Origin of the sequence: Modestobacter marinus, assembly GCF_011758655.1 — a bacterium.
Lineage (GTDB): Bacteria > Actinomycetota > Actinomycetes > Mycobacteriales > Geodermatophilaceae > Modestobacter > Modestobacter marinus.
In genome coordinates, this window is sequence record NZ_JAAMPA010000001.1 from 3,220,102 (window position 1) to 3,246,989 (window position 26,888).

Below are 26,888 nucleotides of genomic sequence, written 5' to 3' on the forward strand. Positions count from 1 at the left end.
CGATGACGTCCTCGTTCGGCACCGGGGACCTGTCCCTGCTGCACCCGCTCGTCGGGGCCGACCTGCGCGTCCCCGTCGGCGGTGAGCCCCGCCGGTACGTCGACCTGGACGCCGCGGCGACCACGTCGGCGTCGGCGGGTGTGGTCCGGGCCGTGCAGGAGTTCCTGCCGTGGTACTCCAGCGTCCACCGGGGCGCCGGCGCGAAGTCGCAGGTCACCAGCGCCCGGTACGAGCAGGCCCGGGAGACCCTGACCCGGTTCGTGGGCGCCGACCCGGCCACGCACGTGGCCCTCTTCCCCCGGAACACCACCGAGGCCCTCAACCTGGTCGCCTTCCGGTTGGGCCTCACCCGGGACGACGTCGTGGTCACCACCGCCGTGGAGCACCACGCCAACCTGCTGCCCTGGCAGCGGCACGCGCAGCTGCGGGTCGTCGACGTCGACGAGTCCGGGACCTACGACGCCGCCGCCGTCGTCGCCGCCCTCGACGAGCGGCCCACGCCGCGCGTGCTGGCGGTCTCCGGGGCGTCCAACGTCACCGGCTGGCTGCCCGACCTCGCCGCGATCACCGCGGCGGCACGGGACCGCGGGGTGCTGGTGGTGGTCGACGGGGCGCAGTTGGTGCCGCACCGGCCGGTGGACATGACCGCGCTCGGCATCGACGTGCTGGCGTGGTCCGGGCACAAGATGTTCGCACCCTTCGGCGCCAGCGGCCTGGTCGTCGACCGACGGCTGCTCGCCGACGGCGAGCCGTTCCTCGTCGGGGGCGGGGCGGTGAAGGCGGTCTCGCACGAGGAGGTCGTCTGGGCCGACACCCCCGACCGGGACGACGCGGGCACGCCCAACGTCATCGGCGTCGTGGCGCTGGCCGCCGCCGCGGCGGAGCTGCTCGCGGCGGGGGAGCGGAACCGGCGGCACGAGGACCTGCTCGTCCGCGCGCTGGACGACGAGCTCGCCACCGTCCCCGGGTTGCGCCGCCTGGGGCCCACCTCCGGGGACCGCCTGCCCGTGGCCGCGTTCGTCCTCGACGGGATGCCGCACGGCGAGGTCGCGGAGCGGCTGGCGCAGGAGCACGGCATCGGCGTGCGCAGCGGGTGCTTCTGCGCCCACCCGTACCTGAGCCGGCTGTTCGGGCTCACCCCGGCCGAGGTGCAGCAGTTCCACGACGACGCCCGGGCAGGGCGGGCCGACCGGCTGCCCGGCGCCGTCCGCGTGAGCTGCAGCCCGGCCACGCCACTGGCCGACGTCGCCACGCTGGGGGAGGCCCTGCGTGCCCTCACGTCCCGGGCCGCGACCCGGCCTGCCGCGACGGCCGGTCAGCTGCGCTGACTCACCGCCTGGCCATCCGGAAGACGGGCCAGCCGATCTCGGTGCGCCAGGCGGCCGGGTCAGGGGTGTCGCGCGGTCCGACCAGGTAGGTCTCGCGCACCGGGCCGGCCACCGCCAGCGCGTTGGCCACCACCCACCTGCCGAGCTCGCCGTAGGTGACGTCGATGTCGTCGTGCTCCCCGGCGTGCACGGTGACGGCGAGTTCGACGGCCGGCAGCGTCACCGGGTGCACCCGGCCGCTGCGCGGGGGGTCGGTCGCCGGCCGGTACACCAGCACGTGCCCGCGGCCGTCCTCGAACAGCGCGTTGTCGTACAGCCCGCCCGGGGCGCCGGTGCGCTCCTCGACCACGGCGTCCAGCTCGGCCATGGCGCCGGCGTACCAGGTGAGGACGTCGTCGTGGCCCACCTCGCTCTCGACGGCGGCCACGGTGGTCGCTGCCACCGCCCGCAGCTCGACGTCCAGGCGGGCCGGCTCCGGGTGCAGCAGCCGGCGCAGCGACACCACCGCGGCGCGGGTGCGGTCCAGCTCGGCCTCTAGCCGCTGCAGGTGCTCGGCGACCAGCGCTGCCCGGGTGCCCGGGTCGGGGGAGCGCAGGATCCGCTCGACGTCCGGCAGCGGGACGTCGAGCTGGCGCAGCCGGTGGATGACCTGGGCGGTCGGGATCTGCTCGGCACCGTAGTACCGGTAGCCGGTCGCGTCGTCCACGCTGGCCGGCTCCAGCAGGCCGGCGTCGTGGTAGCGGCGCAGGGTCCGGACACTCAGGTGGGTCAGCCGCGAGAACTCACCGATCGACAGCACGCGTGCACTCTGCACCCTCTCCCCGCGGGGGAGTCCACTCCTCGACCGTCCCGCCGCAGGACAGGTCCAGCTGCACGGCCCAGCTCGCCGACCGCTGCCGAGGGCGTTGCCCGCTGCGGCACCGGGATCGGCTCGTCGTCCTCCTGGGTGGTCCGCGTAGGTGGTCCGGGCTACGTTGACCGCTCGCTCGGTCACCGGAGACGAGGCCCACGTGACGGTCAACGACTACGACGGCTTCGGCGCTGCGTACTCGGCGGAGAACGACGTCAACCTCCTCAACGCCCACTACGAACGACCCGCGATGCTGGACCTCCTCGGGGACGTGGGCGGCCGCCGGGTCCTGGATGCCGGCTGCGGCTCGGGCCCCCTCGCTGCGGCGCTGCGCGACCGGGGTGCGGTGGTGACCGGCTTCGACTCGAGCCCGGTCATGGTCGACCTGGCGAGGGAGCGGCTCGGCGAGGACGCCGACGTGCAGGTCGCCGACCTGTCCGCGCCGCTGCCCTTCCCCGACGGCGGGTTCGACGACGTGACGGCGTCCCTCGTCCTGCACTACCTGCGCGACTGGACGGCGCCGCTCGCCGAGCTGCGCCGGGTGCTGCGGCCCGGTGGCCGGCTGGTGCTGTCGGTCAACCACCCGAGCCTGTACAAGATGTTGCACCCCGAGACCGACTACTTCGCGCTCGCCCAGTGGTCCGACGAGTACGACTTCGCCGGTCAGCACGCTGTGCTGACCTACTGGCACCGGCCGCTGCACGCCATGACCGACGCCTTCTCCGCCGCCGGCTTCCAGCTCGCCCGGATCAGCGAGCCGCCGTGGTCGCCGGACACCCCGGCCGAGCTGCTGCCCCCGCAGTTCGAGGGCCGCACGTCGTTCCTGAGCTTCGTCTTCTTCGTGCTGGTCGCGACCTGAGCCCGTCTCTCCCGCTGGGCGCCGGCCTCGTCAGTGCCGGTCGGTCGCGGGGGCCTCGGCCGTCGGAGCCGTGGCGGTGGCCGCCCAGCTGGCCAGCAGCTTGAGGGCGTCCTCGGAGGCCGACCCCGGCTCGGCGGTGTAGATGGTCAGGCGGGGGTCCGACGCGTCACCGGTGGGGACTTCGAAGGTCCGGTAGGTGAGGTCGAGGGTGCCGACGACGGGGTGGCGGAACTGCTTCGCGCCCTCGTGGTGGATGCGCACGTCGTGGGCGGCCCACCGGGTCCGGAACTCGGCACTGACCGTCGACAGCTCACCGACCAGCTCGCGCAGCTGCGTGTCGTTCGGCCGGCGGCCCGCCTCGGCGCGCAGCAGCGCGACCGTGACGTTGGCCGCCCCGGACCAGTCGGGGTAGAAGTCGTGCGCCCGCGGGTCGAGGAACTGGAACCGGGCGAAGTTCGCCGCTCCCCGCGGGTCGAACAGCGGGGCGTGCAGGGCCCGGCCCAGGGTGTTGCTGGCCACGATGTCCAGCCGGCGGTTGGCGACGAAGGCGGCCGAGCCGGTCATCGAGTCCAGCATCCACTGCACCGACGGCGGGAGCTGCGCGCGGCTCCGGCGCTGCGGCGTCCGGGCCGGCCGCGCGGCGCGGGCCAGGTCGAACAGGTACGTCCGCTCGGCGTCGTCCAGCCGGAGCGCCCGGGCGACTGCCTCCAGCACGTCCTCCGAGACGCCGGAGATGTGGCCCTTCTCCAGCCGGGTGTACCAGTCGGTGCTGACCCCTGCGAGGACGGCGACCTCCTCGCGCCGCAGGCCCGGCACCCGCCGCCGGCCCCCGCCCGGCAGCAGCCCGGCCTGCTCCGGGGTGATCCGGGCCCGGCGGCTGGTCAGGAAGTCGCGGATGTCCGAGCGGTTGTCCACGGACCCGACGTTACGTGCGGGCCGCTGCCGTGGGGGGTCGAGCTGGTACCCCCCACAGGCCCGCCCTCCCACGTGCACGCCCGCAGGCGTTCGGTGGACGTCGACACCCGCTGCGCACCGAGGAGGACGTCCGTGCAGATCACCCGCAGCTCCGTCGACACCGTTCCCGGCCCGGCGGACTGGTCCACCGGCGTCGTCGCTGTCGCCGTCGCCTGACCCACCCACCCACCCACCTGAACAAGGAGCACGTCATGCGCGTCAACGCCTACGCCGCCCCCGCCGCCGGACAGCCGCTCGCCCCCACCACCATCGAGCGCCGGGACGTCGGCCCGAACGACGTGCTGATCGCGATCACGCACGCCGGCATCTGCCACTCCGACATCCACACCGTCAACGGCGACTGGGGCCCGCAGCCCTTCCCCGTCGTCCCCGGCCACGAGATCGTCGGCACCGTCGCCGAGGTCGGGCCGGACGTCACCACGCACCGGGTCGGGGACCGGGTCGGGGTCGGCTGCATGGTCAACAGCTGCGGCCACTGCGCCAACTGCCGGGCCGGCGACGAGCAGTACTGCCTCGAGGGCATGGTCGGCACCTATGCCGTCACCGACCGGGACGGCAGCAGCACCCAGGGCGGCTACTCCACCCACGTGGTGGTCGACGCCGGCTTCGTCCTGCGGGTGCCCGAGGGCATCGACTCGGCGTCCGCGGCACCGCTGCTCTGCGCCGGCATCACCACCTTCTCCCCGCTGCGCCGCTGGGGCGCCGGCCCGGGGAAGAAGGTCGCCGTCGTGGGCCTGGGCGGGCTCGGGCACATGGCGGTCAAGCTCGCGCACGCCCTGGGTGCGGAGGTGACGGTGCTGTCGCAGTCGCTGAAGAAGCAGGAGGACGGCCTGCGGCTCGGTGCCGACGCCTACTTCGCCACCAGCGACCCGGACACCTTCAGCGAACTGGCGGGCCGCTTCGACCTGATCGTCAACACCGTCAGCGCCGTGATCGACGTCGACGCGTACCTGTCGCTGCTGGCCGTGGACGGCGCCCTGGTCAACGTGGGCGCCCCGGCCGAGCCGCTGAGCCTGAACGCCATGTCGCTGATCGGCGGGCGGCGCACCTACGCCGGCTCGATGATCGGCGGCGTCGCCGAGACCCAGGAGATGCTCGACTTCTGCGCCGCGCACGGCATCGGCGCCGAGGTGGAGGTCATCCCGGCCGACCAGGTCAACGAGGCCTACGAGCGGGTGCTGGCCTCCGACGTCCGCTACCGGTTCGTCATCGACACCGCGACCCTGGCCTGACCCCGCGCCGCCCCGCCGGGCCACGGGTGGCGGTCCACGCGTGACAGTGCGGCCGACCCGACGAGGAGGTCGGGTCGGCCGCCGTCACCGTGCTCAGGCGGTGTGCGCCTCGCGGCGGGGGAGGACCCAGTCCGGCCGCACGAAGTGGCAGGTGTAGCCGAACGGGATCTTCTGCAGGTAGTCCTGGTGCTCCTCCTCGGCCTGCCAGAAGTCGCCGGCCGGCTCCACCTCGGTGACGACCTTGCCCGGCCAGATGCCCGAGGCGTCGACGTCGGCGATGGTGTCCAGGGCGACGCGCTGCTGCTCCTCGGACGTGTAGTAGATCGCCGAGCGATAGCTGCGGCCGACGTCGTTGCCCTGCCGGTCCTTGGTCGAGGGGTCGTGGATCTGGAAGAAGAACTCCAGCAGCTCGCGGTAGGAGATCACCGCGGGGTCGAAGACGATCTCGACGGCCTCGGCGTGGTCACCGTGGTTCCGGTAGGTGGCGTTGGGGGTGTCGCCGCCGGAGTAGCCGACCCGGGTGGAGATCACCCCGGGGCGCTTGCGCAGCAGGTCCTGGGCGCCCCAGAAGCAGCCCCCGGCGAGGATCGCGGTCTCAGTGCTCAACGTGTCTCTCCTCTTCGTTCGGACGTCGTTGCCACAACACCGCCGCGGGCGTCCGTGTTTCCCGGCCTCAGTCCTCGATGACGTCCAGGCCCTGCTCGCGCAGCCGCGCGAGGCTCTCCAGCATGCCGGTCAGCGTCGCCGGGTCGTGCCCGGTCCAGTCCTCCAGCTCGCGGACGACGCGCAGCGGGTGACGCGTGCGGTAGGAGCGCGTCGGGTTGCCGGGGAACCGCTTGTCGGTCACGTTCGGGTCGTCCTGGAAGGGGCCCAGCGGCTCCACGACGTAGACGTGCCCCCGCTCCTCGGTCCCGGCCAGCGCCGTGGCCAGCTCCGCACCCCAGACGGCGGTCTCGACGGCCGCGGTGAAGTAGACGTGGTTCGACACCCGCCCCTGCTGGAAGTTCGAACCCCGGCCGGGCACGAGCTCGGTGCCTGGGTCGAGCGTCGCCTTGGTGCCGTGGAAGAAGGGGCCCGCGACGTGGCCGCAGTCCTCGTAGGTCACGGCGCGGCGCTCCCCGCCGTCCGCGGCCGACTCCGGGTCAGAGGTCATGGTGCTCCACTCTGCCCCGCTTCCCGGCCCGGCGGTGAGCCGGTGACGCCGGCTGTGGTCGTTCCCGGGTGACCCGGCGGTCCCGGTGGTGGAGGCCACCGGGATCGCCGGGCAAGCGCGGGGGTCAGGGGATGTCGGCCTCCTTCGCCTGGCGGATGAGCTCGTAGGCGTCGTAGTAGGTCAGGAAGCCGGCCGCCTGGAGCTCGACCACGTTGTCGGTCACCTGCGTGACGTAGTCGCGGTGGCTGCTGTACAGCTCGTCCAGCCGGGCCTGCTCGAAGGGCACCTCGTAGCCGGCGATGAAGCAGAACGAGGCGCCGGTGGCCGTGCCGAACCACGTGCTGGTGGGCACGTCGACGAACGGTGAGCGCAGCCCGCCCAGGACGTTGCCGAACTCGTCGAGCACCGGCTCGCCGCGCTCGACGACGATCGGGTTGGACCGGGGCGGTGCCACGCCGTCACGCACCCAGCGGTCGAGGTTGTCCAGCGCCGCGTTGAAGTGGATGGAGCTGGGGAACCGGCTCCGCGGTCCCTCGTTGCAGGCCTGCGGTGGCACCTCGCGACCCGCGGCCACGATGTCCGCCGAGGACGCCGAGTAGTACAGCTCGAAGGGCGTGGCGTGCCCGGCGCCGGCCATCTCGTAGTGGCGGAACTGGTCGGGGGCGACGTCGCTGTCGGGGCGGCGCGAGCCGATCCCGCGCAGGTAGTCCGACTGGGACATCACCTGGACGACCGGCACGCCGATGCCGTAGAGGTCGCGCCGCGGGTCGTCCACCGGGGGCGCCGGCTCGCACTGGTTCATCGGGTAGGCGCCGGCGAACCCGCCACCGGCGACACCGACCAGGTAGGCGTCGTAGGTGGGCGCACCCTGCTCGGCGACCACCAGCGGGTGGATCGCCTTCATGTAGTTGACCAGGTAGCCGCCGGTCTGGGAGTAGCCGAAGCCGTACGCGCGCTCGACCGCCGTTCCGCCGGTGCCGTAGGTCAGCGGGTTGGAGGCCTCGTCGCTGCGCAGCCAGTTGCCGACCTGGGTGTAGATGTCCCACACCAGCCCGTTCTCGGTGGCCTGGGTGGTGTCGGCCGGCAGCGGCGTCGGCTCGGTGGCCGGGTCCGCGTCGGCGTCGACGACGGAGCAGTTGGCCGGGTCGTCGACGGGCAGGGGGTTGGCGAAGGAGAGGGACCCGTACCGCTCGGCGTCGAAGGTCTTCAGGGCGTCGACGGCGACCGGCTTGGCGGTGATGCCGATCCACGCGTCGCCGTTGTCGATCATCTCCTCGCGGGCCAGCGCCCAGCCGATGTTGAGGTCGAACAGGTTCGAGGGGTTGAGCATCTCGACGACGACGGTGCCGCTGAACTCGCCGGCGTCGGCGGGACGGCGCACCAGCACCCGGGTGGTGTACGGCGCGTCCGCGGTGCGGACCACGGCGGGGGCGTCCTCCGGCCAGCTGTAGACGTTGGACGTGCCGCTCACCAGGAACTCCTCCTCGGTGTACCCGACGGCGCCGAGGTCCTCGGGCACCTCCTGGTAGGCGGCGCCGCCGAAGGGGTGCGACTCGTCGCTGACCGGCAGCGGGTCGCTCACCTGCGGCAGCGGCCCCTCGGTGCGTTCCACGCCGCCCTCGGCCGGGGTGGTCACCGGCTCGGGGGCGGGGGCAGCGACCGCGGAGGCGGTGGCGCCCCACGAGGCGGTGACCAGACCCGCGACGAGCAGGCCCCGTCCGACGGCCCGGGCGCGTGGTGGGGAGGAGGTGGTGCGGTGCATGGCGACTCGATCCTGTGGTCGGTCCGGGGCGTCGTTGCCCCGGGTCTCTCCAGGGGCCCACGGCGGTGTGGGCCCGCCGACCCGGAGGCGCTGGCGTCCGGATCGCTGCGGTGCGGACGGCTCCTTCCCGGACGACGTGCGGCACGGCCGGACGGCGGGACGGCCGGGTCCGGTTCTCCCCGCCCCGGTCTCCGCGTCGAGCGACCCGGCGGCGGCAGGAACGCCCGTCACCGAGGTGTGACACAACGTGCACCCCATCCCGCCGCTCGGCAAGTGCTCGCGCGGACACGCCGGGACGCCGCCCCGGCGCGTCCCGGGCCGAGGGGCTGCGGTGGCACCCGGCGGAGTGCACGTGTCGTCCGTGTATGCGGACGCGGAGACGCTGGGGCAACCGGCGGCCGGCTGCAGTGGACCCGTCCACCCGTCCCCGACCCGCGCCGGCGCCGCCGGGCGGTGAGGAGTCCGCCATGACGCCCACCCACCACCCGACTCGACTCCGAGACCGCCGGGCACCCGGGACGCCACGACCGGGACGCCTCGGGCTGGCCACGGTGGCGGTGCTGCTCGCGGTCGGCTGGGCCACGCTCGGCCCGGCCTGGCTCGTCGCCGACGCGCGGCGCGCGGTGGTGGCCGGGGTCGAGGTGCTCGCCGCGCCGTGGCCGGGCAGCGTGCACCGGGCCGAGATCGAGGCGCTGGCGAACGTGCTGCTCTTCGTGCCGGTGGGTGCGCTGGCCGCGCTGTTCCTCCGGCGCTGCGGCCCCGTGCTGCCGGTGGCGCTCGGCGCCGCCGGGTCGGTGCTGGTCGAGCTGGTGCAGTCCGCGCTGCCCGGCCGGGTGCCCGACGTCGTCGACGTGGCCGCCAACACGACGGGCACGGTCGCTGGGGTCGCGCTCACCGCCGTGGCCCTGGCTGCGCTGCGCCGTCCCGGGCGGGCGCGGGCGCGGCGTCTCCGGCGGGGGCTGCTCCTCCTGCTGGTCGCCGCACCCCTGCTGGTGGGTGTGGCCGGCTGTTCGTCCAGTCGCCCCGTCGCTGCTGCCGGTCCCCCCGACCGGGTGGACACCGGCACGCGGGCCGGAGGCGCCGTCACCGTCGCGGACGGCTACGTGGCCGACGGCGAGGAGCTGTCGGCGTTCGCCGACGTCCCGGCCGTCACCGGGCTCGACGGCGCGCTGCGCACCGCCGTCCAGGACGCCGCCCGGGACGCGACGGCCGACGGGGTGGACTTCCACGTCTCCAGCGGGTGGCGCAGTGCTGCCTACCAGCAGTCGCTGTTCGACGCCGCGGTCGCGCAGTACGGCAGCGCCGAGGCGGCCCGGCAGTGGGTGCTCACGCCCGAGGAGTCCTCCCACGTCACCGGCGACGCCGTGGACATCGGCCCCACGGACGCGATGAGCTGGCTCGCCCAGCACGGGTCGGACTACGGCCTGTGCCAGACCTACGGCAACGAGATGTGGCACTTCGAGCTGGCCGTCGAGCGCGGTGGCCAGTGCCCCGCGCCGGCCGCCGACCCCACCGCCGGCTGACCGGGTGGTCCCGCACAGCGAGCCGGCCAGCGTCGTCGCCGCCCGGCAACTGGCCGTCGAGGCCCGGGAACGCCGCCGGGTGCCCGCCCGGCGCGGTCGCCCCCGACCCGGCACGCGCGGCGATACGCCGCCGATACGGCGGGCTCCCTACCCTCGCCCCATGCGCGTGCTGATCGCCGAGGACGAGCCCTACCTGGCCGACGCCGTCCGGGACGGTCTCCGGCTGGAGGCGATCGCCTCCGACGTCGTCCACGACGGGGACAGTGCGCTGGAGAACCTGGCCGTCAACAGCTACGACGTCGTCGTGCTCGACCGCGACCTGCCCGGCACCTCCGGGGACGAGGTGGCCCGGCGGATCGTCGCCGACGGCCGGCCGTGCCGGATCCTGATGCTGACCGCGGCCGACCGGCTGGAGGAGAAGGTCGCCGGCTTCGAGCTCGGCGCCGACGACTACCTCACCAAGCCCTTCGCCATGCGGGAGCTGGTGGTGCGGTTGCGGGCCCTGGGCCGCCGCCCGGTGGACGGCGCGCCGCCGGTGGTGGAGTTCGCCGGCCTCGCCCTCGACCCCTTCCGCCGGGAGGTGTACCGCGACGGCCGGTACGTGGGGCTCACCCGCAAGCAGTTCGCGGTGCTCGAGGTGCTGATGGCCGCCCGGGGCGGGGTGGTCAGTGCGGAGTCGTTGCTGGAGCGGGCCTGGGACGAGAACGCCGACCCGTTCACCAACGCCGTCCGGATCACCATCTCCTCCCTCCGCAAGCGCCTCGGCGACCCGTGGCTTATCCACACCGTCCCGGGCACCGGGTACCGGGTCGGCGGACCGGCGACCGGTGCCGACGGCACGAGGGGTCCCGGGTCCCGGTGAGCGCCCGGCTGCGGCTGACCCTCAGCTACGCCGGCTACCTGTTCGTGGCCGGCTGCGGCACCGTCGCGCTGCTGGCCTACGTCCTGCACTTCGTCCCCGACGGCAACCTCAGCGACGAGCGGGGCCGCCCCGTCCCCGACCGCAGCGACCTGCTGGACGCCCTGCTGCCGAAGCTGGCGGTGGTGCTCGCGCTGCTGGCGGTGCTCGGGCTGGTGGGGGGCTGGCTGCTCGCCGGCCACATGCTGCGTCCGCTGCAGCTGATCCACGCCGTCGCGCAGCAGGTCGCGGCCGGCTCGCTCGCGCACCGGGCGCACCTGCGCGGCACCCGCGACGAGTTCCGGGAGCTCGCGGACACCTTCGACACCATGCTCGACCGGCTCCAGGCCTCCTTCGACGAGCACCGGCGGTTCGCCGCGAACGCCTCCCACGAGCTGCGCACCCCCTACGCCGTCGAACGGGCCATGCTCGACGTGGCGCTGGCGGACCCCGATGGCGTCGACGTCGGGCGGCTGCTGCGCCGGCTCGACGAGACCAACCGCCGCGGCACCGAGACGGTGGAGGCGCTGCTCGCCCTGACCGCCCTCGACCAGGGCCGGCTCCCGGTCCGCACCCCGGTGGACCTCGCCGAGCTCACCGCCGGTGTCGTGTCCGACCTGGGGGCGCTGGCCGACGAGGCCGGGCTCACCGTCTCCACGGAGCTGGGGGAGGGCGACCTGGACGGTGTGCCCGCGCTGGTCCGTCAGCTGGTGACCAACCTGGTGCTCAACGGCATCCGGCACAACACCGGACCGGGCGGTCGCGTCCACGTCACGACCGGGACGACGGAGGCGGGCACGGCCGAGCTGCGGGTGGTCAACACCGGCCCGGTGGTCGCCCCGCACCTGGTGGCCACGCTGGTCGAGCCCTTCGTCCGGGGCGTGGGGCGGACGTCGCCCGGTGGCTCCCGGCGCGGCGACCCCGTTCCGCCCGGCAGCGGGCTCGGCCTGGCCATCGTGGCCCGCGTGGCCGAGGTCCACGGTGCGGACCTCCAGCTGTCCGCGCCGCCGGACGGCGGCCTCAGCGTGCGGGTCGTGTTCCCGGCGCCCGGGGGATGACGGTCCGGTACGGGGCTCCCGGCCGGGTGGGCAGCGGCCTCAGACCGCGACGGCGGTGCCGCAGATGCCGCAGACCTCCAGCTGCCGGCGCTTCCAGCGCGCGACCGGCACGAAGAACAGCGAGAACTGCCGGTACTGCCGCACGCGGGCCCACCGGGAGGTGTTGTGGCAGTTCGGGCAGGTCCGGGTCTCGCCCGGGCCGAGCTCCTTGCGCTTGGTACCGAAGCCGAAGAGGAAGAACATCCGGTCAGCGTAGGGAGCAGCTCACCGGACCGACGCCGTCCGGCGAACGCACGGGGCACCGTCCGGCCGCCGGTGGTCGTACCCGAGGGCGCGTGCGGCGCGGATACCGTGTCCTCCTCCCGAGGAGACGAGACCACCCGTGACCCGCTGGCCGCCCTGCCGTGCCGCCCACCGTCGTGAGCGACGGGACGCATGTGCCCGGTCCCGCCCGGTCGCGTCGCCGCACACCCCGACCCCGTGACCGCGCCGCGATCGCACTGGGACGTGGTCGTCGCCGGTGCCGGGCCGGCCGGGCTCTCGGTGGCCGCCGCCTGCGCCGCACGGGGGATGGGCGTGGTCGTGGTCGCCCCGCACCTGAGGCCGTGGCCACAGACCTACGGCATGTGGGCCGACGAGCTCGACGCCGTCTCCGCGACGCTGCTCGGTGGTCCCGCTTCCCGCACGCCGCCGCTGGGCCGGCGGTACCCGGTCACCGTGGTCCGCACCACCGCCGGGGAGCGGGACATCGGTCGCGGCTACGCCCGGCTGCACAACGACGTCGTGCACGGCCTCCTGCTCGATCAGCTGCGCGCCGGTGGTGGGGAGACCCGCCGGGGATCGGTCGCCGCCGTCCACCAGGACGCCGCCGGCCAGGTCGTGACGCTCGCCGACGGCACCACCCTCACCGGCCGGACGGTCGTCGACGCCCGCGGCGGCGGCCCGGGCAGCGCCCAGCAACGGGCCTGGGGGGAGCAGGTCACCGGGGACCTCGCCGGCCTGGTCCCCGACGGCGGCGCGCTGCTGATGGACTGGGCGGCGCTGCGCGAGGACGGCGTCGCGCAGCCGCCCGCCTTCCTCTACGGCATGGCCCTGGACGACGGCACGACCCTGCTGGAGGCCACCTCCCTGGCCGCCCGCCCGCCGGTGGCGCTGCCCCACCTGCGCGACCGCCTGCACCGGCTGGTCGCCGACGCCGGGCTGCGCATCGTCGACCGACCCGAGCGGGTGGCCATCCCGCTGGACGCCGCCGTCCGACGATCCGCCGGCGTGCCCGTCGGGGCGGCAGCCGGGCTGGTGCACCCGGCGACCGGGTACAGCGTCGCCGCCTCGCTGCGGGCCGGCGGCACCGTCGCCGACGCCCTGCTGGCCGGCGCCGACGCGGCCGCGGTGCGGGCGCTGGTCCGCGGCGCCCGGCAGCGCGCGAGCCTCGGCCTGCTCGGGCTCGGGCGGGAGGTGCTCCTCGAGCTGGACGAGGCGGAGACCGACACCTTCTTCCAGACCTTCTTCAGCCTCCCGGAGTCCGCGTGGGTGGCCTACCTCGACGTGGGCTCCGCCCCGACGTCCATCGCGGCCGCGATGCTGCGGGTCGCCCGGGCGCTGCCACCCGCGGCCCGGCGCACCCTCGTCTCCACCGCCGTCCGCACCGTGCTGCGTGCCACGCCCGCCGGTCCGGTCAGGGGATGATCCGCGCCGCCCGGTACCGCTCGACGTAGCGGAAGAAGCTGTCGCGGGAGTCCCGGCTCTGGGTGAACCCGGCCCGGCGGCTCTTGTTCATGTCGGTCAGCACCTCGATCTCCCGACCGAGGTCGCTGTCGGTGTGCCACCAGGAGGCGATCCGGCCGAGGTCGGGTTCGACCAGCCCGTGCTCGGCGGCGATGCCGGCCCAGACGTCCTCGGTGCCGGCCATGTTCTCGGTGAGCGGGCGGATCCGTCCCTCGTAGCCCTCCCACGGCAGGCCGAAGTGGTCCGCGATCTGCGGCCACAGCCAGCGCCAGCGGAAGACGTCGCCGTTGGCGGTGTTGAAGGCCTGGTCGTGCCCCGCCTCGGTCGCTGCGGCCCAGATGATCTGGTCGGCAAGGAGGTCGGCGTCGGTCACGTCGGTGACGCTGTCCCACTGCGTGCTCGACCCGGGGAAGACGAACGGGCGCCCCGTCTGCCGGCAGATCGCGGCGTACGCCGACAGCGTCAGCACCATGTTCATCGCGTTGCCCACGGCGAAGCCGAACACCGTGTGCGACCGGTGGACGCTCCAGGTGAACCCGGCGCGGGCGGCGGCGGCGAAGAGCTCGTCCTCCTGCGCGTAGTAGAAGTTCGGCGCGTCCAGGCGGGGCTCGTCCTCGTGGAACGGCGTGTCGGGCATCTCGCCCTGCGCGTAGGCCTCGAAGGGGCCGAGGTAGTGCTTCAGGCCGGTCATCAGCGCCGCGTGCCGCACCGACCGGGCGGGCTCGAGCGCCTGGAGCACGTTGCGGACGGCGGCGCCGTTGACCGCGATGTTCTCCGCCTCCGTGGCCTGCCGGGTCCAGGCGGTGATGGCGACGAGCTCGGGGGTCAGGCCCGCCAGCGCGGTGGACAGCCCCGCAGGGTCGGCCAGGTCCGCCTGCACGGGGTGCACGCCCTCGCCGGGCGCCCGCCCGCTGCGGGAGAGCCCGTGGACCTCCCACCCCTGGGCGGTCAGCCGCTCCGCCAGGTTCTGGCCGACGATCCCCGTCGCGCCCACGACGAGGGCCTGCCGGGGCCGGGCTGGTGCAGTCATCTGGGAAGGGTCTCCTGTCGGTGGCGCACGGCGCTGACGCGCCCGCGCAGGTGGTCGCCGGGGTGGTCAATCGTGTCCCCGGGAGCCTCGCACCGACCCGGACTCACCGCGTGGTGAGGTGGGCGACGACCAGGTCACACAGCAGCTCCCGTTGGTGGGCGCGGGTCGCCGGGTCGAGCATGTCCCGGTCGAAGATGGCCCGGAAGGTGTGCCGGTTGGCGGTCCGGAAGACGCAGAACGCGCTGATCACCTGGTGCACGTCGAGCGCGTCGACGTCGTCGCGGAACAGCCCGTCGTCCCGGCCGCGCTGCAGGATGGCGCCCAGCACGTCGACGGCCGGGGCGGCCAGCCCGGCCAGGGCCGGTGAGCCGGCCAGGTGCTCGGCCCGGTGGATGTTCTCGATGCTCACCAGCCGGATGAACTCCGGGTGCGCCTCGTGGTGGTCGAAGGTGAGCCCGGCGAGCTCGCGGAGCGCGGCCACCGGCTCGAGGTGCTCGACGTCCACCTGCTGTTCCAGGGCGCGGATCCGGCCGTAGGCCTGCTCCAGCACAGCCACGTAGAGCTGCTCCTTGCCGCCGAAGTAGTAGTAGATCATCCGCTTGGTCGTGCTCAGCTTGTCGGCGATCTCGTTGACCCGGGCCCCGGCGTACCCGCGGTCGGCGAACTCCGCGGTGGCCACGGCCAGGATCTCCGCGCGGGTCCGGTCGGCGTCCCGGGTGCGCTCCACCGGGCGCACCGGGGGCTCCTCGGTGCCGGGCTCGCTGTCCGGGCGGCGCGCGGTCACGGTCTCCTCCTGCGTGGACGGACGGTCCGGCGGAGCCTATGCACACCGCGGCCCGCGCGGGCCCCGGGACCGGGACGGGGCTCCGGCGGGGGGACTGGCGCGCCGTCGTCCGATGTGGTCGGCTGTCGGTAACTCACCATTTGGTACATACGAGAGCAGGGTCCATGCCGCCAGCCCGCCGACCGCAGCCGACGGACGGCGCCGTGCCCGCCGCGCGGCCTCGCCGGGGGATCGCCACGGTGTGCCTGTCCGGGACGCTGGAGGACAAGCTCACCGCCGCGGCGGCCGCGGGCTTCGACGGCATCGAGGTGTTCGAGCCGGACCTGATCGCCTCCCCGTGGTCGCCGGCCGAGCTGGCGGTGCGCTGTGCCGACCTCGGCCTGTCGATCGACCTCTACCAGCCCTTCCGCGACCTGGACTCGACCGACCCCGTGCGCTTCGCCGCCAACCTGCGCCGCGCCGAACGGAAGTTCGACGTGATGGGCGCGCTCGGCGTCGACACCGTGCTGGTCTGCTCCTCCGTCGCCCCGGACGCGGTGGCCGACGTCGACCAGCTCGCCGAGCAGCTGTCGACCGCCGCGGCGCGGGCCGAGCTGCGCGGACTGCGGATCGCCTACGAGGCGCTCGCCTGGGGCCGGCACGTCTCGACCTGGGACGTCTCCTGGGACGCCGTCCGCCGGGCCGACTCGGCCGCGCTGGGGCTGTGCCTGGACAGCTTCCACGTCCTCTCCCGCGGCGGTGACCCGGCCGGCTTCGCCGCGGTGCCGGGGGAGAAGCTGTTCTTCCTCCAGCTGGCCGACGCCCCGCAGCTGACCATGGACGTGCTGCAGTGGAGCCGGCACCACCGGCTCTTCCCCGGGCAGGGCGCCTTCGACCTGCCCGGCTTCCTCGGCGCCGTGCTCACGGCCGGGTACCGCGGGCCGTTGTCGCTGGAGGTGTTCAACGACGTGTACCGCCAGTCCGACCCGGCGCGCACCGCCGTGGACGCCATGCGCTCGCTGCAGTGGCTCGAGGAGGCGCTCGCCCTGGCCGACCCCGCCGCCGGGCTCCACCGGCCGCCGGCCGCACCGCAGCTGTCCGGGTGGTCGTTCACCGAGCTGGCCGTCGACGGCGTCTCCGGCCCGCAGGTCGGGGAGGCGCTCGCGGCCCTGGGGTTCACCCACACCGGCCAGCACCGCTCCAAGCCGGTGCAGCTGTGGGAGCAGGAGGCGGCGCGGGTGCTGCTCAACGCCTCCGTCGTCCGGGCCGGCGCGCCGGGGGAGGCCGCGGTCTCCGCGCTGGGGCTGGAGAGCAGCGACCCGCAGCGCTCGGCCGTCCGTGCCGAGGCGATGAGCGCACCGGTGCTCCCGCGGACCCGCGGGGCGACCGAGGCCGAGCTGTCCGCGGTCGCGGCCCCCGACGGCACGGAGGTGTTCTTCACCCGCACCGGGCCCGACGGCTGGCCGGCCGACTTCCTGCCCACCGGCGCCCCACCCGCGGCGGGTGCCGGGCTCACCGGCATCGACCACGTCGCTCTCGCGCAGCCCTTCGACGCCTTCGACGAGGCCGGGCTGTTCTACCGCGCGGTGCTCGGCCTGGAGCCGCAGCAGGTCACCGAGCTGGCCGCACCCTTCGGTCTGGTGCGCACCCGGGCGGTGACCGGCCCCGACCGCGCGGTGCGGCTGACCCTCTCCGCCTCCTCCCTGCGCCGCGGCGGCTGGGCTCCCCGGGTCCCCGAACCGCAGTACCTCGCCTTCGCCACCGACGACGTCGTGGCGACGGCGGAGCGGCTGCGGGCCGCCGGCGCCCCGCTGCTGCGGCTGCCGGAGAACTACGCCGACGACCTCGAGGCCCGGTTCGACCTCCCCGCCGACCTGCTGGCCGCCATCCGCGAGCACGGGCTGATGTACGAGGAGGACGTGCACGGCGCCTGCCTGCAGCTGGCGACCGAGGTCCTCGGTGACCGGTTCTTCGTCGTGGTCGTGCAGCGGCTGGGGGGCTACGACGGGTACGGCAATGCCGATGCGCCGGTCCGGATGGCCGCCCACCGCCGTCAGCGGCGCGCCGCGGCGGTGTCCCGGTGACACCGGCCGGCTCTGCCGACATCGAGAGGACGGACGTGTCGTGAACCGGTTGGCCGTACACCAGTCGGTGGTGCACCCGCGCAGCCCCGTCGAGCTCACCGAGCTGCTGGCCGGCACCGGCTGGGACTCGATCGGCCTGCACGTCGGAGCCGTGGCCGAGGTCGAGCCGTGGTGGTCCGGTGGCGCGGGGGAGCGCAACCTGCAGCGGCTCGTCGACGAGCTCCTCGAGACGCGGGTGACGGTGCTGGACGTCGGCCGGGTGCAGCTCGGCGGCACCCTGCCCGACGACCACGTGCACGCCGCCCACGGGCGGGTGCTGGACCTGGGCGCCCGGTTCGGTGCCCGCCACGTCACGGCGCGCTTCGATCCGGCGACCGCGGCCGGACAGGAGCTGGCCGAGCAGGTCGACGTCTTCGGCCGGCTGGTCGAGCAGGCCCGCCCCTACCGGCTGCTGCCGCTGCTCGCGCCGCTGCCGGTCGACCGCCCGGACCTGCTCGCCGGCGCGGCGGCCGTCGTGCGTCCCAGCGGGGGCGGCGTCGTCCTGGACGTGCCGGTCGGCAGCTGCACGCCGGCCGGGGTCGAGGCGGCCGTCGACGTGCTCGGCGAGTCCCTCGGCTACGTCCGGCTCAGCGCGCGGCAGGTCGAACGGGCCGGTGAGGTCACCGCCGGCCTGCTCGCCACCTTCCCGCCGCACGTCCCGGTCGCGCTCGGCGGCGACGACTCCGTCGGCGTGCTCACCGACGACCCCACCGCCCGGCTGGACCGGCTGCACGGCCTGGTCGACCAGATGCTCGAACACCCCCGGGCGCGCGCCCGCCGGCTGGCCGCCGGCTGACCCGGGGCCGCGACCGGCGCGGCGGCCGGCCCGGCCGGGCGAGGCCGGTCACGCCCAGGGGTGCTCGGGCTCACGAGGTCAGATGCGGGGTGAGCAGTCGGGCCGGGTTGACCACCGTCATCTGGTGGACGTCGTCCTCGGTGGCCCCGCCGGCGAGCAGCAGGGGGACCACCCGCGTCGGGATGTTCTCGAAGCGCCAGTGCGGTGCGTGGCGGGCCCGCCACGACGGTGGCGTGACGCGGCTGAAGCAGGCCGCGTCGTGGGAGAGCACCATCCGGTCGGCGTACCCCAGCCGCAGCAGCGCCAGCACGGTGGCGACGCGGCGGTCGTCGGGAAGGACGTGCTCCATGCCGAACCGGTCCATGCCGATGGTCGACCCGGCGTCCATCAGCACCCGCAGGTACGTGAGGTCCTCGGTGTCCCCGGAGTGGCCGATGACCACCCGGTCCAGTGGCACGCCCTGCTTCCGCAGGAACGCCTGCTGGTCCAGCCCGTTGCGCAGGGCCGGCCGGCTGTGCGTGGTGATCGGGACGCCGGTCTGCTGGGCGGCCACCGCGGCGGCGGTCATCACCCGGGCGACGTCCTCGGTGATGCCCGCCTCGTCGGTGACGACCTTGAGCATCCCGGCCCGGACGCCGGTGCCGGCGATGCCCTCCTCGATGTCGGCGAGGAAGAACTCGATCAGCGGGTCGGGGCCGCCGACCAGCAGCCCCGGCCCGTGGGTGCCGAAGTAGGGCGGCAGCACGTCGGCGGTGTAGTAGCCGGTCGAGGCGATCAGGTGCACCGGCACCCGCTCGGCCACGGGCACCAGGCGGGCGACGTCCCGGCCGAGGCCCAGCACGGTCAGGTCGACCACCGTGCGGACGCCGAGGTCGCGCAACCGGGTCAGCGCGGTGACGGCCCGGTCGACGGCGGTGGCCGGCTCCCACTCCGGGTGCGGGTGGTTGAGGTCGAGCTCCGGGCTGCTGACGAAGACGTGCTCGTGGACCAGCGTCGTCCCGAGCTGCTCGGGGTGCACCGGGCCGCGGAAGGTCTGCACCACCGCCCCGGGGCGCTCCTGTGCGGAGTCGCCCCGGGGCTGGGTGCGGAGGGCGTCGGTCACTCGGCCGAGTCGCGGATGGCCTCGTAGACGCTGAGCTGCTCCTCGCTCAGGTTGGCCCGCAGGTACTCCTCGGCCTGGGTGCGGAAGGCGTCGACGTCCACGTCCTCCACGACCTCGAACTCACCGCCCGAGGTCCACTCGTCGAGGACCTGCTGCTCGTCCTCCGCGACGCACTCGGGCACCTGCTCGACGGCTGCCGCGACCGCGGCGTCGAGGGCCTCGCGCTGCTCGTCGGACAGCTCCTCGACGCCCGGGCCGGCGATCACCAGGTTGGAGTTCTCCTGGTGGGCGGACAGGCTGAGGAAGTCCTGCACCTCGCCGAGGTTCTGGGCGTCGATGTTGACGATCGGGTTCTCCTGGCCGTCGACGATGCCCTGCTGGAGAGCCAGGTACAGCTCCTCGTAGGCCACCTCGGTCGGCTCCGCGCCCAGGGCGCGGGCGTTCATCAGGTACTGCGGCGAGTTGGGGAACCGCATCCGCAGGCCCTCCAGGTCGCCGGGCTCCCGGATCGGCTGGCCGGCGGTGAAGTGCCGGGCGCCGGCGGACCAGGCACCGAGCACGCTGGCGCCGGTGGCGTCGGCGAAGCCCTGGGTCAGCTCGTCGGAGGCGTCGCTGCCGAAGAAGGTGGCCAGGTGCTCCCCGTCGTCGAAGGCGTACGCCGCGTCGACGACGCTCATCGGCTCGTACACCGCCCCGAGCGCCGAGGCGCCCTGGATGTCCAGGTCGACGTCGCCGGAGATGACCGACTGGATGCGGTCGGCGTCGCCGCCGAGCTGGCTGCTCGGGAAGATCTCCACGGTCACGCCGACGTCGGCGGCCTCGAGCTCGTCGGCGATGACCTGCGCACCGCACCGGTGCTGCGGCTGCTGCTCGGTGTAGCTGTGCGCGAGGGTCAGCTCCACCTCGCCGCCGCCGCCACCGGCCTCTCCGCCGCCGGCGTCGTCGCCGCCACAGGCGGTGGCGAGCAGGAGCGGGAGGAGGGCGGAGGCCGCGAGGAGCGGGCGGGTGGGGAGGGGACGGTGGGTCATGGTCTTTCCCTTCGTCGGGATTCTCAGTGCTCGGTCGGTCGGGCGGTCGGGCGGTGTGCGGGTCGGGTGCCGGACGGCAGCCCGTCGCCGTCGATCTCGGCGGCGACGAGCTCGTCGAAGTCGGCGAACATGGCCGGCCGGGCCGCCGCACGGCCGAGGAAGAGCTCGAAGGAGTCCGCGGCCTGGTTCACGGCCATCCCGGCGCCGGTCATCACCCGGCACCCCAGGGCGGTCGCCTCCTTCACCAGCTCGGTCAGCAGCGGCCGGTAGACGATGTCGGCGACCCAGAGGTCCTCGCGCAGCAGGCCGGCGGGCACCGGGCTGCCGGGGTGGGCCGCCATCCCCATCGGGGTGGCGTTCACCAGGCCGGACGCCTCGGCGAGCAGGTCGGGCAGTTCCTCCGGCGCGCAGACCGTCGTCGACACCTGGTTGCCGGCTGCCGCGAGCGCGTCGATCAGCTGCTGGGCGCGGACCGCGTCGCGGTCGACCACCGACAGGTGCGCCACGCCCTGGCCGGCGAGGGCGTGCGCGACGGCGCCCCCCGCGCCGCCGGCGCCGATCAGGACGACCCGCTCGAGCGGGACCCCCGGCAGCCCGGCCCGCAGGGCGGCGGCGAAGCCGGTCACGTCGGTGTTGTGACCCCGGGTGCGACCGTCCTCGACCACGATCGTGTTGATCGCGCCGATGGCGGCGGCCTCCGGAGCCAGCTCGTCGACGAGTGGCGCCATCACCTGCTTGACCGGGTGGGTGACGTTGAGGCCGTCGAAGCCGAGCTCGACCGCGGCGCGCAGCAGGCCCCGCAGGTGGTCCGGCCGCAGGGCGTCGTCCGGCAGCTCGACGGTCTTGTAGGTGTAGCGCAGGCCCTGCCGTGCGCCCTCCCGTTCGTGCAGCTCGGGGGAGAGCGACGGCCCGATGCCCTGGCCGAGGAGCCCGGCGAGGAAGGACCGGCGGGCAGCCGGCGGCGGTGCGGAGGCGGTCACAGGCCCAGCACCTCCGGCAGCCAGAGGACGGCGTCGGGGAAGGCGATGATCAGGCCGAGGATGACGATCAGCGGGACGATGAACGGCAGGCACCCGCGGAAGACCTCGCTGACCTTGGTCTCGGCCACCGAGCTGAGCACGTACAGCACGGTGCCCACCGGCGGGGTGAGCAGCCCGATCATCAGCGCGACGATCATGAGGACGCCGAGCACGATCGGGTCGACGCCGAAGCTCGCGCTGATCGGCAGCAGGATGGGCACCACCAGCACCAGGACGGCGGTGGGGTCGACCACCGTGCCCAGGACCAGCATCAGCACCGCGGTCATCAGCAGGAACACCGTGGCGTTCTCGGTGAACCCGAAGACGTTCTCGGCCAGCAGCTGGGGGACCCGCTCGCGGGCCAGGATGTAGCCCAACAGCGACGCCGAGGAGACGATCAGCATGATCGCCCCGGTCGTCGTCACCGTCTCGGTGAGCACCTTGGGCAGCTCCCGGACGGACAGACTCCGGTAGGCGAGGCAGAGCACCAGCATGTAGGCGACGCCGACGGCGGCGGCCTCGGTGGGCGTGAAGAAGCCGCCCAGGATGCCGCCCAGGATGATCACCGGGGCGAGGATGGGGCCGATGACCCGTCGTCCGGTGACCACCAGCCGGCGCATCGAGAAGTCGGTGCGGACGATGTCGGGCTGCTTCCGCACCAGGAAGAAGACGACGACGCACAGGCCGAAGGCCATCAGCAGGGCCGGCACGACGGAGGCGGCGAAGAGTCCGCCGGTCGAGACTGCGGCCAGCCCGGCGAAGATCACCGCCGGGATGCTCGGCGGCATCACCGGGGCGATCAGCGAGGCGGCGCCGGTGACGCCGAGCCCGAAGCGGAGCGGGTAGCCGTTGCGCACCATGGCCGGGATCTGGATCTTGCCCAGGGCGGCGGCGTCGGCCACCGCGGAGCCGCTCATCCAGGAGAAGCCGAGGCTCACGCCCACGCTCACGTAGCCGAGGCCGCCGCGCACCCGGCCGAGCAGTGCCAGGGCGAAGTCGAAGAGCCGGTCGGCGATGCCGCCGCGGTTCGCGATGACGCCGAGCAGGATGAACAGGGGCACGGCCAGCAGCGGGAAGCTCGCGGTCGCGTTGACGATCAGCCGGAGGCTCAGGCCCAGGGACTGCCCGGTGAGCAGCATGTAGGCCAGCGAGGGGCCCAGGAAGGCGAAGGCCACCGGGACCCGGACGAAGAGCAGGGCGACGATCGCGATGGTGAGGAGCAGCAGGCTCATGCCGGCCGCACCTCCGTCGTCCCGACCGGAGCCGGCACCCCGCGGACGGCGAAGAGCACGGCGGCGACGGCGCCACGGATGGCGGTGCTGAGGAAACCGAGGAAGGGGAAGAGGTACAGGAAGGTCAGCGGCATGCGCAGGGACGGCGACCTGAGCTGTCCCTGGGAGGACATCAGCTCCCACGCCTCGGCCGCGAAACCGGCGCCGATCACGGCGACGATCGCGCTGGCCAGGACCCGCACGAACCGGACGACCTTCGGGTTCTTCACGTTGTCGACCAGCTGCAGCGCGATGTGGGAGTCGGTGGTGACGAGCACGCCGGCCACCGTGAACGTGACCCAGACCAGGCAGAACCGCGCCAGCTCACCGGTCCACGACCAGCCGGCGACCGGCAGGTAGCGCTGCGCCGCCTGGACGAGCACCAGCAGGAAGAGCACCGCCAGCGCCGTCGCGGCGAGCCCGAGCTCGACCTTCGTGATCACCGAGATCCACCTGGGTCTGCGCCGTGCGGTGGTCGCCTCGTGGGCTCCGGTCATCGCCGTCCTCTCTCCGCCTCTGTGCTGCCGGTCACAGCACGGGGGACGGTACGAAGGTCGGAGGTCGGGCGGCAAACGGTTGCCATGTGTTGCCAAACCCTCGTAACCTGACCGTGATGTGCAGATGACGAGCTCGACGATCTACGACGTCGCCAAGGCCGCCGGCGTCGCGACCTCGACGGTGTCGCGGGCCTTCAGCAACCCCGACCGGGTGGGGGCGGTGACCCGGGAGCACGTCCTGGAGGTCGCCCGCCGGCTCGGCTACCAGCCCAACCCGCACGCGCGGGCGCTGGTGTCCCGCCGCACCCGGACGGTCGCGATGGTGGTCTCCGACATCACGAACCCGCACTTCTTCGAGCTCATCCGGGGCGCGGAGATGCGGGCGAAGGCCTCCGGCTACACCCTCGTCCTGGTCAACGCGGAGGAGTCACCGCGGATCGAGCTCGAGCAGGTCCACCGGCTGACCCGGTCGGTCGACGGCTTCCTGCTGGCCGCGAGTCGCCAGCCCGCCGACGATCTCCTGCAGCTGGCGGCCAACCACCGGGTGGTCGTGGTCAACCGCCGGGTGCCCGGCCTGGCCAGCGTGGTGCTCGAGCACGCCGAGGGGTGCCGGCAGATGGTCGCCCACCTGGCGTCCCTCGGGCACGAGTCGGTCGTCTACCTCGCCGGCCCGCGCAGCTCCTGGATGGCGGCGAGCCGCTGGGCGGCCATCCGCGGAGCCGCGGCGGAGCTGGGTCTGCGCGCACAGCGGATGGGGCCGTTCGCGCCCACCGTGGCGAGCGGGGGCGCGGCCGCCGATGCGGCGCTGACCACCGGCGCGACCGCGGCCATCGCGCACAACGACCTGCTGGCCATCGGGGTCATGCGGCGCCTGGCCGACCGCGGCGTCCAGGTGCCGGCGGACGTGAGCGTGGTCGGGTTCGACGACATCTTCGCCGCCGACCTGTGCACCCCGACCCTGACCACGCTCGGCGGTGCGCACGCCGACGTCGGGCGGGCGGCGGTGGAGATCCTGCTGAACTCGATGGAGCAGCCGCGGGATCTGGCCCCGGAGCTGGTCGTGCCCTCGGAGCTCATCCTGCGCCGGTCGACCGGCGTCCCCGGTCGTCCTGCGGGCCGGTGATCGGTCGGTCATCGGCCTGACCGGCGACCGGGTCCCGGCCAGGACGCCGGGTCCCCTGGGTCGACGGGGCCTTGCGGGCGAGCACCCGCGTCCGTGAGCCGACCTGGCAGTGTGAGGGCGTCGTGGGCCCCTGGGGGCCGGCGCGCCGCGATCGAGCAGGCGGGTCGCGGCGCCGGCGTCGCACGACCGGTGCTGCGGCTGTCGGCGCGGAGGGGGGGTCGGGCAGACGCCCCCGGGCCCGGTGGTGTGGGTGCCGGGCCGGATCGGGAGGGCAGATGACAGACCAGGCAACCGAGCTGCGCTTCAAGCCGCAGGAACTCCTGCTGGCGCTGGGCGGCGCGCTCATCCTCGACACGTACGAGGACCCCCTGCCCACCCGGGTGTTCCTCGACGTGCTCGGTTCCGTGGGCGTCAGTGCTGACGCCACCAGGTCGGTGCTGACCCGGCTCACCGAGCGCGGCCTGCTGACCCGGCACCAGGACGGGAGAGTGGCCAGCTACGGGCTGACCGAGACCTCGCGGAGGGTCCTGCGGGAGGGGCGGCGGCGGGTGCGGACGCCCGACCCGTTCCACCAGGCGAGCAGTGACTGGACGCTGTTGAGCTTCTCCTTGCCGGAGTCGCAGCGGGACGTCCGGAGTCGGCTGCGGTCCCGGTTGACCTGGGCCGGCTTCGGCTGCCTGCGCGACGGGCTGTGGATCGCGCCGGGCCGCGTCGACCTCGACTCGATCATCGCCGTGGGTGCCGACGTGGGGGGCTTGTCGATCGACGGGTTCGTCGCCGCTCCGGCCGCCGGCACGGACGTCGCCCGGTTCGTCCGGCGGGCCTGGGACCTCGATGCCCTGCGCTGGGAGCACGAGGAGTTCCTCCGCAGGTGGGACCGGCCCCTCCCTCGGGGCGAGGACCCGCTGGCCCTCTTCACCCTCCTCGGCGCCCACTGGATCCGACTGCTCCGCAGCGACCCGGTGCTGCCCGAGCGCCACCTGGGCGAGGACTGGCCCGGGCGCCGGTCGGCGGCCGTGTACGGCACCGTCGTGACGGCTCTGGAGGCGCGGGCGCAGGCGGCCTTCGCCGACCTGGTGAGAGACGCACGCGCCAGACGGTGAGCTGGATGCCGTGGCGCAGCTCACAGAAAAGGTCGGCAACTCGTTGACGCCCGTTCGGTCCGGGCCTAGCGTCACCGGCACCCGAGCCCCTGTGAGGATGCTGATGTCCCCCCGATCCCTCGTCCCCGGCCTGGCCTGCGCGCTGGCCGTCTCGCTCGCCGCCGCCTCACCCGCCGCAGCCGGGGAGCCCTCGGGCCCGCGGCACGTCGAGGGGACGGTCGACGACGGGGCCACCGCCTGGGTCGCCGACGTGCCGGCCGACTGGAACGGCACCGTGCTCCTGTACAGCCACGGCTACCGGCCCAGCTTCTTCCCCATCCCGCACACCGCGGAGAACGCGCCGGACGACGTGACCCGGCAGGCCCTGCTGGACCGGGGGTACGCCCTCGTCGGCTCCTCCTACGAGCGCAGCGGATGGACGCTGGACACCGCTGCGGAGGACCAGCTGCAGACCCTCGAGGCGTTCTCCGTCGCCGTCGGCGAGCCGTCGCGGGTGCTCGCCGTCGGGACCTCCATGGGGGGCCTGGTGACCGGTCAGCTGGCCGAGCTCCCGGGCACCCCGGTCGACGGTGCCCTGCCGACCTGCGGGCTCGTGCACGGCGGGGTGGACCTGCTCAACTACCAGCTCGACGGTGCCCATGCGATCGCCCAGCTGCTCGTCCCAGCGGGCACCGAGGTGCGGCTGGCCGACTACGAGGGCGACCTCGCCGCCGTCAACGCGGCCGCGAGCACCCTCACCGACGCCGTGGTGGCCGCGCAGGACGACCCCGAGGGCAGGGCGCGGATCGCGCTCGCCGCCGCGCTCTACCACCTGCCGCGCTGGGCCCCGGGTGAGGCCGAGCCCGGTCCGCGGGACCACGAGGCGCAGGTCGACGCGCAGGTCGCCCAGTTCACGTCCGCACTGGGCTTCACCTACCCGGCGCGGGTCGACATCGAGAACACGGTGGGGGGGAACCCCTCCTGGAACGCAGGCGTCGACTACCGCACGTTGCTGCAGCACGCGGACGAGCGGGGGCAGGTGGAGGCCCTGTACCGGGCGGCCGGCCTGGATCTCGACGCCGACCTCGACCGGCTGACCGCGACGGCGTCGGTGACGCCTGACGAGCAGGCGCTGCAGACCGCCCGCGCCACCTCCGAGCTCACCGGGGAGCTGCAGGTCCCGGTGCTCAGCCTGCACACCACGCACGACGTCCTGGCCCCGGTGCAGGTCGAGGAGGAGTACGCGGAGACGGTGCGCCAGGCCGGTGCGAACAGGCTGCTGCGCCAGGCCTTCGTGCACCGGCTGAGCCACTGCCAGTTCACCCCGGCCGAGCTGGTCGCCTCCGTCGAGGCCCTCGACGAGCGGGTCGCCACCGGGCGCTGGGGCTCTGCGGCCCATCCCCGCACCCTCGATGCAGCGGCTGAGGAGCTCGGCCTCGGTCCGTCGGAGATCCTCTGCGACTACCGGCCGGCCGAGTGGCTGGGCGACCGCGGTGGCGCGTTCGGCCCACCGCGCTACTGACCGCGACCGCAGTCCGGCACGGGCGCCGGGCACCCCGCGTGCCCGGCCCCGTGCCGACACTCCCGGCGTCCCTGGGCGCCGTGCCGTTCTCCATCCCGTTCGCCGTCCAGTTCCCCGTGGAGGAAGCGTGCTCAGCAGACAGCGCCGTCGTCTCGGCGTGATCGGCACC

25 protein-coding genes are annotated in these 26,888 nt (G+C 74.3%); 12 read left to right on the forward strand and 13 right to left on the reverse strand.

Features of this window, described 5'->3' with window-relative positions:
* Positions 1-2 precede the first annotated feature (2 nt).
* Complete coding sequence (locus FB380_RS15085) at positions 3-1,328, forward strand: aminotransferase class V-fold PLP-dependent enzyme (RefSeq protein ID WP_166755747.1); 1,326 nt, start codon at positions 3-5, stop codon at positions 1,326-1,328.
* Position 1,329: 1 nt separating this feature from the next.
* On the opposite strand, the gene FB380_RS15090 is transcribed toward FB380_RS15085, so the two are convergent.
* Positions 1,330-2,127: a MerR family transcriptional regulator gene (locus FB380_RS15090; protein ID WP_166755748.1), complete on the reverse strand. Its 798-nt coding sequence runs from the start codon at positions 2,125-2,127 to the stop codon at positions 1,330-1,332.
* A gap of 211 nt (positions 2,128-2,338) precedes the next feature.
* Between FB380_RS15090 and FB380_RS15095 the strand changes: the two genes are divergently transcribed.
* Positions 2,339-3,037 (forward strand): class I SAM-dependent methyltransferase, encoded by a 699-nt coding sequence (locus FB380_RS15095; protein WP_166755749.1) that lies wholly within the window; start codon positions 2,339-2,341, stop codon positions 3,035-3,037.
* 30 nt (positions 3,038-3,067) lie between these two features.
* On the opposite strand, the gene FB380_RS15100 is transcribed toward FB380_RS15095, so the two are convergent.
* Entirely contained in the window at positions 3,068-3,952 is an 885-nt protein-coding gene (locus FB380_RS15100) for a helix-turn-helix transcriptional regulator (RefSeq protein ID WP_166755750.1), read from the reverse strand.
* Between the two features lie 251 nt (positions 3,953-4,203).
* Here FB380_RS15100 and FB380_RS15105 point away from each other — a divergent pair, with 251 nt between their 5' ends.
* On the forward strand, positions 4,204-5,244 hold the full coding sequence (locus FB380_RS15105; RefSeq protein ID WP_166755751.1) for an NAD(P)-dependent alcohol dehydrogenase: 1,041 nt from the start codon (positions 4,204-4,206) through the stop codon (positions 5,242-5,244).
* A gap of 93 nt (positions 5,245-5,337) precedes the next feature.
* Here the strand turns inward: FB380_RS15105 and msrA are convergent, their stop codons facing one another.
* From msrA to FB380_RS15120, 3 genes are all read right to left on the reverse strand, one after another.
* The gene (msrA, locus tag FB380_RS15110) at positions 5,338-5,850 is read right to left on the reverse strand and encodes a peptide-methionine (S)-S-oxide reductase MsrA (protein WP_166755752.1); all 513 of its coding nucleotides are present in this window, start codon (positions 5,848-5,850) and stop codon (positions 5,338-5,340) included.
* Positions 5,851-5,917: 67 nt separating this feature from the next.
* The gene (gene arr, locus FB380_RS15115; protein WP_166755753.1) at positions 5,918-6,397 is read right to left on the reverse strand and encodes an NAD(+)--rifampin ADP-ribosyltransferase; all 480 of its coding nucleotides are present in this window, start codon (positions 6,395-6,397) and stop codon (positions 5,918-5,920) included.
* 124 nt (positions 6,398-6,521) lie between these two features.
* On the reverse strand, positions 6,522-8,159 hold the full coding sequence (locus FB380_RS15120; protein WP_166755754.1) for an alpha/beta hydrolase domain-containing protein: 1,638 nt from the start codon (positions 8,157-8,159) through the stop codon (positions 6,522-6,524).
* Between the two features lie 467 nt (positions 8,160-8,626).
* On the opposite strand from FB380_RS15120, the gene FB380_RS15125 reads away from it, so the two are divergent.
* From FB380_RS15125 to FB380_RS15135, 3 genes are all read left to right on the forward strand, one after another.
* A complete protein-coding gene (locus tag FB380_RS15125; RefSeq protein ID WP_166755755.1) occupies positions 8,627-9,682 on the forward strand; it encodes a VanZ family protein in 1,056 nt (351 codons plus the stop codon).
* Positions 9,683-9,842: 160 nt separating this feature from the next.
* Complete coding sequence (locus FB380_RS15130; RefSeq protein ID WP_166755756.1) at positions 9,843-10,544, forward strand: response regulator transcription factor; 702 nt, start codon at positions 9,843-9,845, stop codon at positions 10,542-10,544.
* The gene (locus FB380_RS15135; RefSeq protein WP_166755757.1) at positions 10,541-11,638 is read left to right on the forward strand and encodes a sensor histidine kinase; all 1,098 of its coding nucleotides are present in this window, start codon (positions 10,541-10,543) and stop codon (positions 11,636-11,638) included. The genes FB380_RS15130 and FB380_RS15135 overlap by 4 nt, the downstream gene beginning before the upstream one ends.
* Before the next feature lie 39 nt (positions 11,639-11,677).
* On the opposite strand, the gene FB380_RS15140 is transcribed toward FB380_RS15135, so the two are convergent.
* Positions 11,678-11,881, reverse strand: a complete 204-nt coding sequence (locus FB380_RS15140) for a zinc-ribbon domain-containing protein (protein WP_166755758.1) — start codon at positions 11,879-11,881, stop codon at positions 11,678-11,680.
* Between the two features lie 237 nt (positions 11,882-12,118).
* Between FB380_RS15140 and FB380_RS15145 the strand changes: the two genes are divergently transcribed.
* On the forward strand, positions 12,119-13,324 hold the full coding sequence (locus FB380_RS15145) for a lycopene cyclase family protein (protein WP_166755759.1): 1,206 nt from the start codon (positions 12,119-12,121) through the stop codon (positions 13,322-13,324).
* Here FB380_RS15145 and FB380_RS15150 read toward each other — a convergent pair.
* Together FB380_RS15150 and FB380_RS15155 are read right to left on the reverse strand one after the other, a co-directional pair.
* Positions 13,314-14,393 carry an SDR family oxidoreductase gene (locus FB380_RS15150; RefSeq protein ID WP_166755760.1) on the reverse strand — a complete coding sequence of 360 codons (1,080 nt, stop codon included), beginning with the start codon at positions 14,391-14,393 and terminating at the stop codon, positions 13,314-13,316. The genes FB380_RS15145 and FB380_RS15150 overlap by 11 nt on opposite strands.
* Positions 14,394-14,496: 103 nt before the next feature.
* Positions 14,497-15,177 (reverse strand): TetR/AcrR family transcriptional regulator, encoded by a 681-nt coding sequence (locus FB380_RS15155; RefSeq protein ID WP_229681902.1) that lies wholly within the window; start codon positions 15,175-15,177, stop codon positions 14,497-14,499.
* Between the two features lie 203 nt (positions 15,178-15,380).
* Between FB380_RS15155 and FB380_RS15160 the strand changes: the two genes are divergently transcribed.
* Together FB380_RS15160 and FB380_RS15165 are read left to right on the forward strand one after the other, a co-directional pair.
* A complete protein-coding gene (locus tag FB380_RS15160; RefSeq protein WP_229681903.1) occupies positions 15,381-17,240 on the forward strand; it encodes a sugar phosphate isomerase/epimerase and 4-hydroxyphenylpyruvate domain-containing protein in 1,860 nt (619 codons plus the stop codon).
* A gap of 40 nt (positions 17,241-17,280) precedes the next feature.
* Positions 17,281-18,075, forward strand: coding sequence for a hypothetical protein (locus FB380_RS15165; protein ID WP_166755762.1), 795 nt, complete (start codon positions 17,281-17,283; stop codon positions 18,073-18,075).
* 70 nt (positions 18,076-18,145) lie between these two features.
* Here the strand turns inward: FB380_RS15165 and FB380_RS15170 are convergent, their stop codons facing one another.
* From FB380_RS15170 to FB380_RS15190, 5 genes are read right to left on the reverse strand one after another with little or no spacing between them, the layout of a single operon-like run.
* Positions 18,146-19,177, reverse strand: a complete 1,032-nt coding sequence (locus FB380_RS15170; protein WP_208382869.1) for a phosphotriesterase family protein — start codon at positions 19,175-19,177, stop codon at positions 18,146-18,148.
* The gene (locus FB380_RS15175) at positions 19,174-20,205 is read right to left on the reverse strand and encodes a DctP family TRAP transporter solute-binding subunit (RefSeq protein WP_166755763.1); all 1,032 of its coding nucleotides are present in this window, start codon (positions 20,203-20,205) and stop codon (positions 19,174-19,176) included. Before FB380_RS15175 ends, FB380_RS15170 begins: the two co-directional genes overlap by 4 nt.
* Positions 20,206-20,228: 23 nt before the next feature.
* Positions 20,229-21,185: a shikimate dehydrogenase gene (locus FB380_RS15180; protein WP_166755764.1), complete on the reverse strand. Its 957-nt coding sequence runs from the start codon at positions 21,183-21,185 to the stop codon at positions 20,229-20,231.
* Positions 21,182-22,456, reverse strand: a complete 1,275-nt coding sequence (locus FB380_RS15185) for a TRAP transporter large permease (protein ID WP_166755765.1) — start codon at positions 22,454-22,456, stop codon at positions 21,182-21,184. Before FB380_RS15185 ends, FB380_RS15180 begins: the two co-directional genes overlap by 4 nt.
* A complete protein-coding gene (locus tag FB380_RS15190; RefSeq protein WP_166755766.1) occupies positions 22,453-22,938 on the reverse strand; it encodes a TRAP transporter small permease in 486 nt (161 codons plus the stop codon). The genes FB380_RS15185 and FB380_RS15190 overlap by 4 nt, the downstream gene beginning before the upstream one ends.
* Positions 22,939-23,116: 178 nt before the next feature.
* Between FB380_RS15190 and FB380_RS15195 the strand changes: the two genes are divergently transcribed.
* The 3 genes from FB380_RS15195 to FB380_RS15205 all read left to right on the forward strand — a co-directional run bounded on the left by FB380_RS15195 (position 23,117) and on the right by FB380_RS15205 (position 26,719).
* Positions 23,117-24,115 (forward strand): LacI family DNA-binding transcriptional regulator, encoded by a 999-nt coding sequence (locus tag FB380_RS15195; protein WP_166755767.1) that lies wholly within the window; start codon positions 23,117-23,119, stop codon positions 24,113-24,115.
* A 275-nt stretch (positions 24,116-24,390) separates the two neighbouring features.
* Complete coding sequence (locus FB380_RS15200; RefSeq protein ID WP_166755768.1) at positions 24,391-25,218, forward strand: PaaX family transcriptional regulator C-terminal domain-containing protein; 828 nt, start codon at positions 24,391-24,393, stop codon at positions 25,216-25,218.
* 103 nt (positions 25,219-25,321) lie between these two features.
* Positions 25,322-26,719: an alpha/beta hydrolase gene (locus tag FB380_RS15205; RefSeq protein WP_166755769.1), complete on the forward strand. Its 1,398-nt coding sequence runs from the start codon at positions 25,322-25,324 to the stop codon at positions 26,717-26,719.
* Positions 26,720-26,888 lie beyond the last annotated feature (169 nt).

Bases quoted from the DNA above. Each gene is read 5' to 3' on its own strand.
- FB380_RS15085 (WP_166755747.1), top strand. From the start codon at position 3: ATGACGTCCTCGTTCGGCACCGGGGACCTGTCCCTGCTGCACCCGCTC.
- FB380_RS15105 (WP_166755751.1), top strand. From the start codon at position 4,204: ATGCGCGTCAACGCCTACGCCGCCCCCGCCGCCGGACAGCCGCTCGCC.
- arr (WP_166755753.1), bottom strand. From the start codon at position 6,397: ATGACCTCTGACCCGGAGTCGGCCGCGGACGGCGGGGAGCGCCGCGCC.
- FB380_RS15120 (WP_166755754.1), bottom strand. From the start codon at position 8,159: ATGCACCGCACCACCTCCTCCCCACCACGCGCCCGGGCCGTCGGACGG.
- FB380_RS15125 (WP_166755755.1), top strand. From the start codon at position 8,627: ATGACGCCCACCCACCACCCGACTCGACTCCGAGACCGCCGGGCACCC.
- FB380_RS15130 (WP_166755756.1), top strand. From the start codon at position 9,843: ATGCGCGTGCTGATCGCCGAGGACGAGCCCTACCTGGCCGACGCCGTC.
- FB380_RS15140 (WP_166755758.1), bottom strand. From the start codon at position 11,881: ATGTTCTTCCTCTTCGGCTTCGGTACCAAGCGCAAGGAGCTCGGCCCG.
- FB380_RS15150 (WP_166755760.1), bottom strand. From the start codon at position 14,393: ATGACTGCACCAGCCCGGCCCCGGCAGGCCCTCGTCGTGGGCGCGACG.
- FB380_RS15175 (WP_166755763.1), bottom strand. From the start codon at position 20,205: ATGACCCACCGTCCCCTCCCCACCCGCCCGCTCCTCGCGGCCTCCGCC.
- FB380_RS15185 (WP_166755765.1), bottom strand. From the start codon at position 22,456: ATGAGCCTGCTGCTCCTCACCATCGCGATCGTCGCCCTGCTCTTCGTC.
- FB380_RS15195 (WP_166755767.1), top strand. From the start codon at position 23,117: ATGACGAGCTCGACGATCTACGACGTCGCCAAGGCCGCCGGCGTCGCG.
- FB380_RS15200 (WP_166755768.1), top strand. From the start codon at position 24,391: ATGACAGACCAGGCAACCGAGCTGCGCTTCAAGCCGCAGGAACTCCTG.
- FB380_RS15205 (WP_166755769.1), top strand. From the start codon at position 25,322: ATGTCCCCCCGATCCCTCGTCCCCGGCCTGGCCTGCGCGCTGGCCGTC.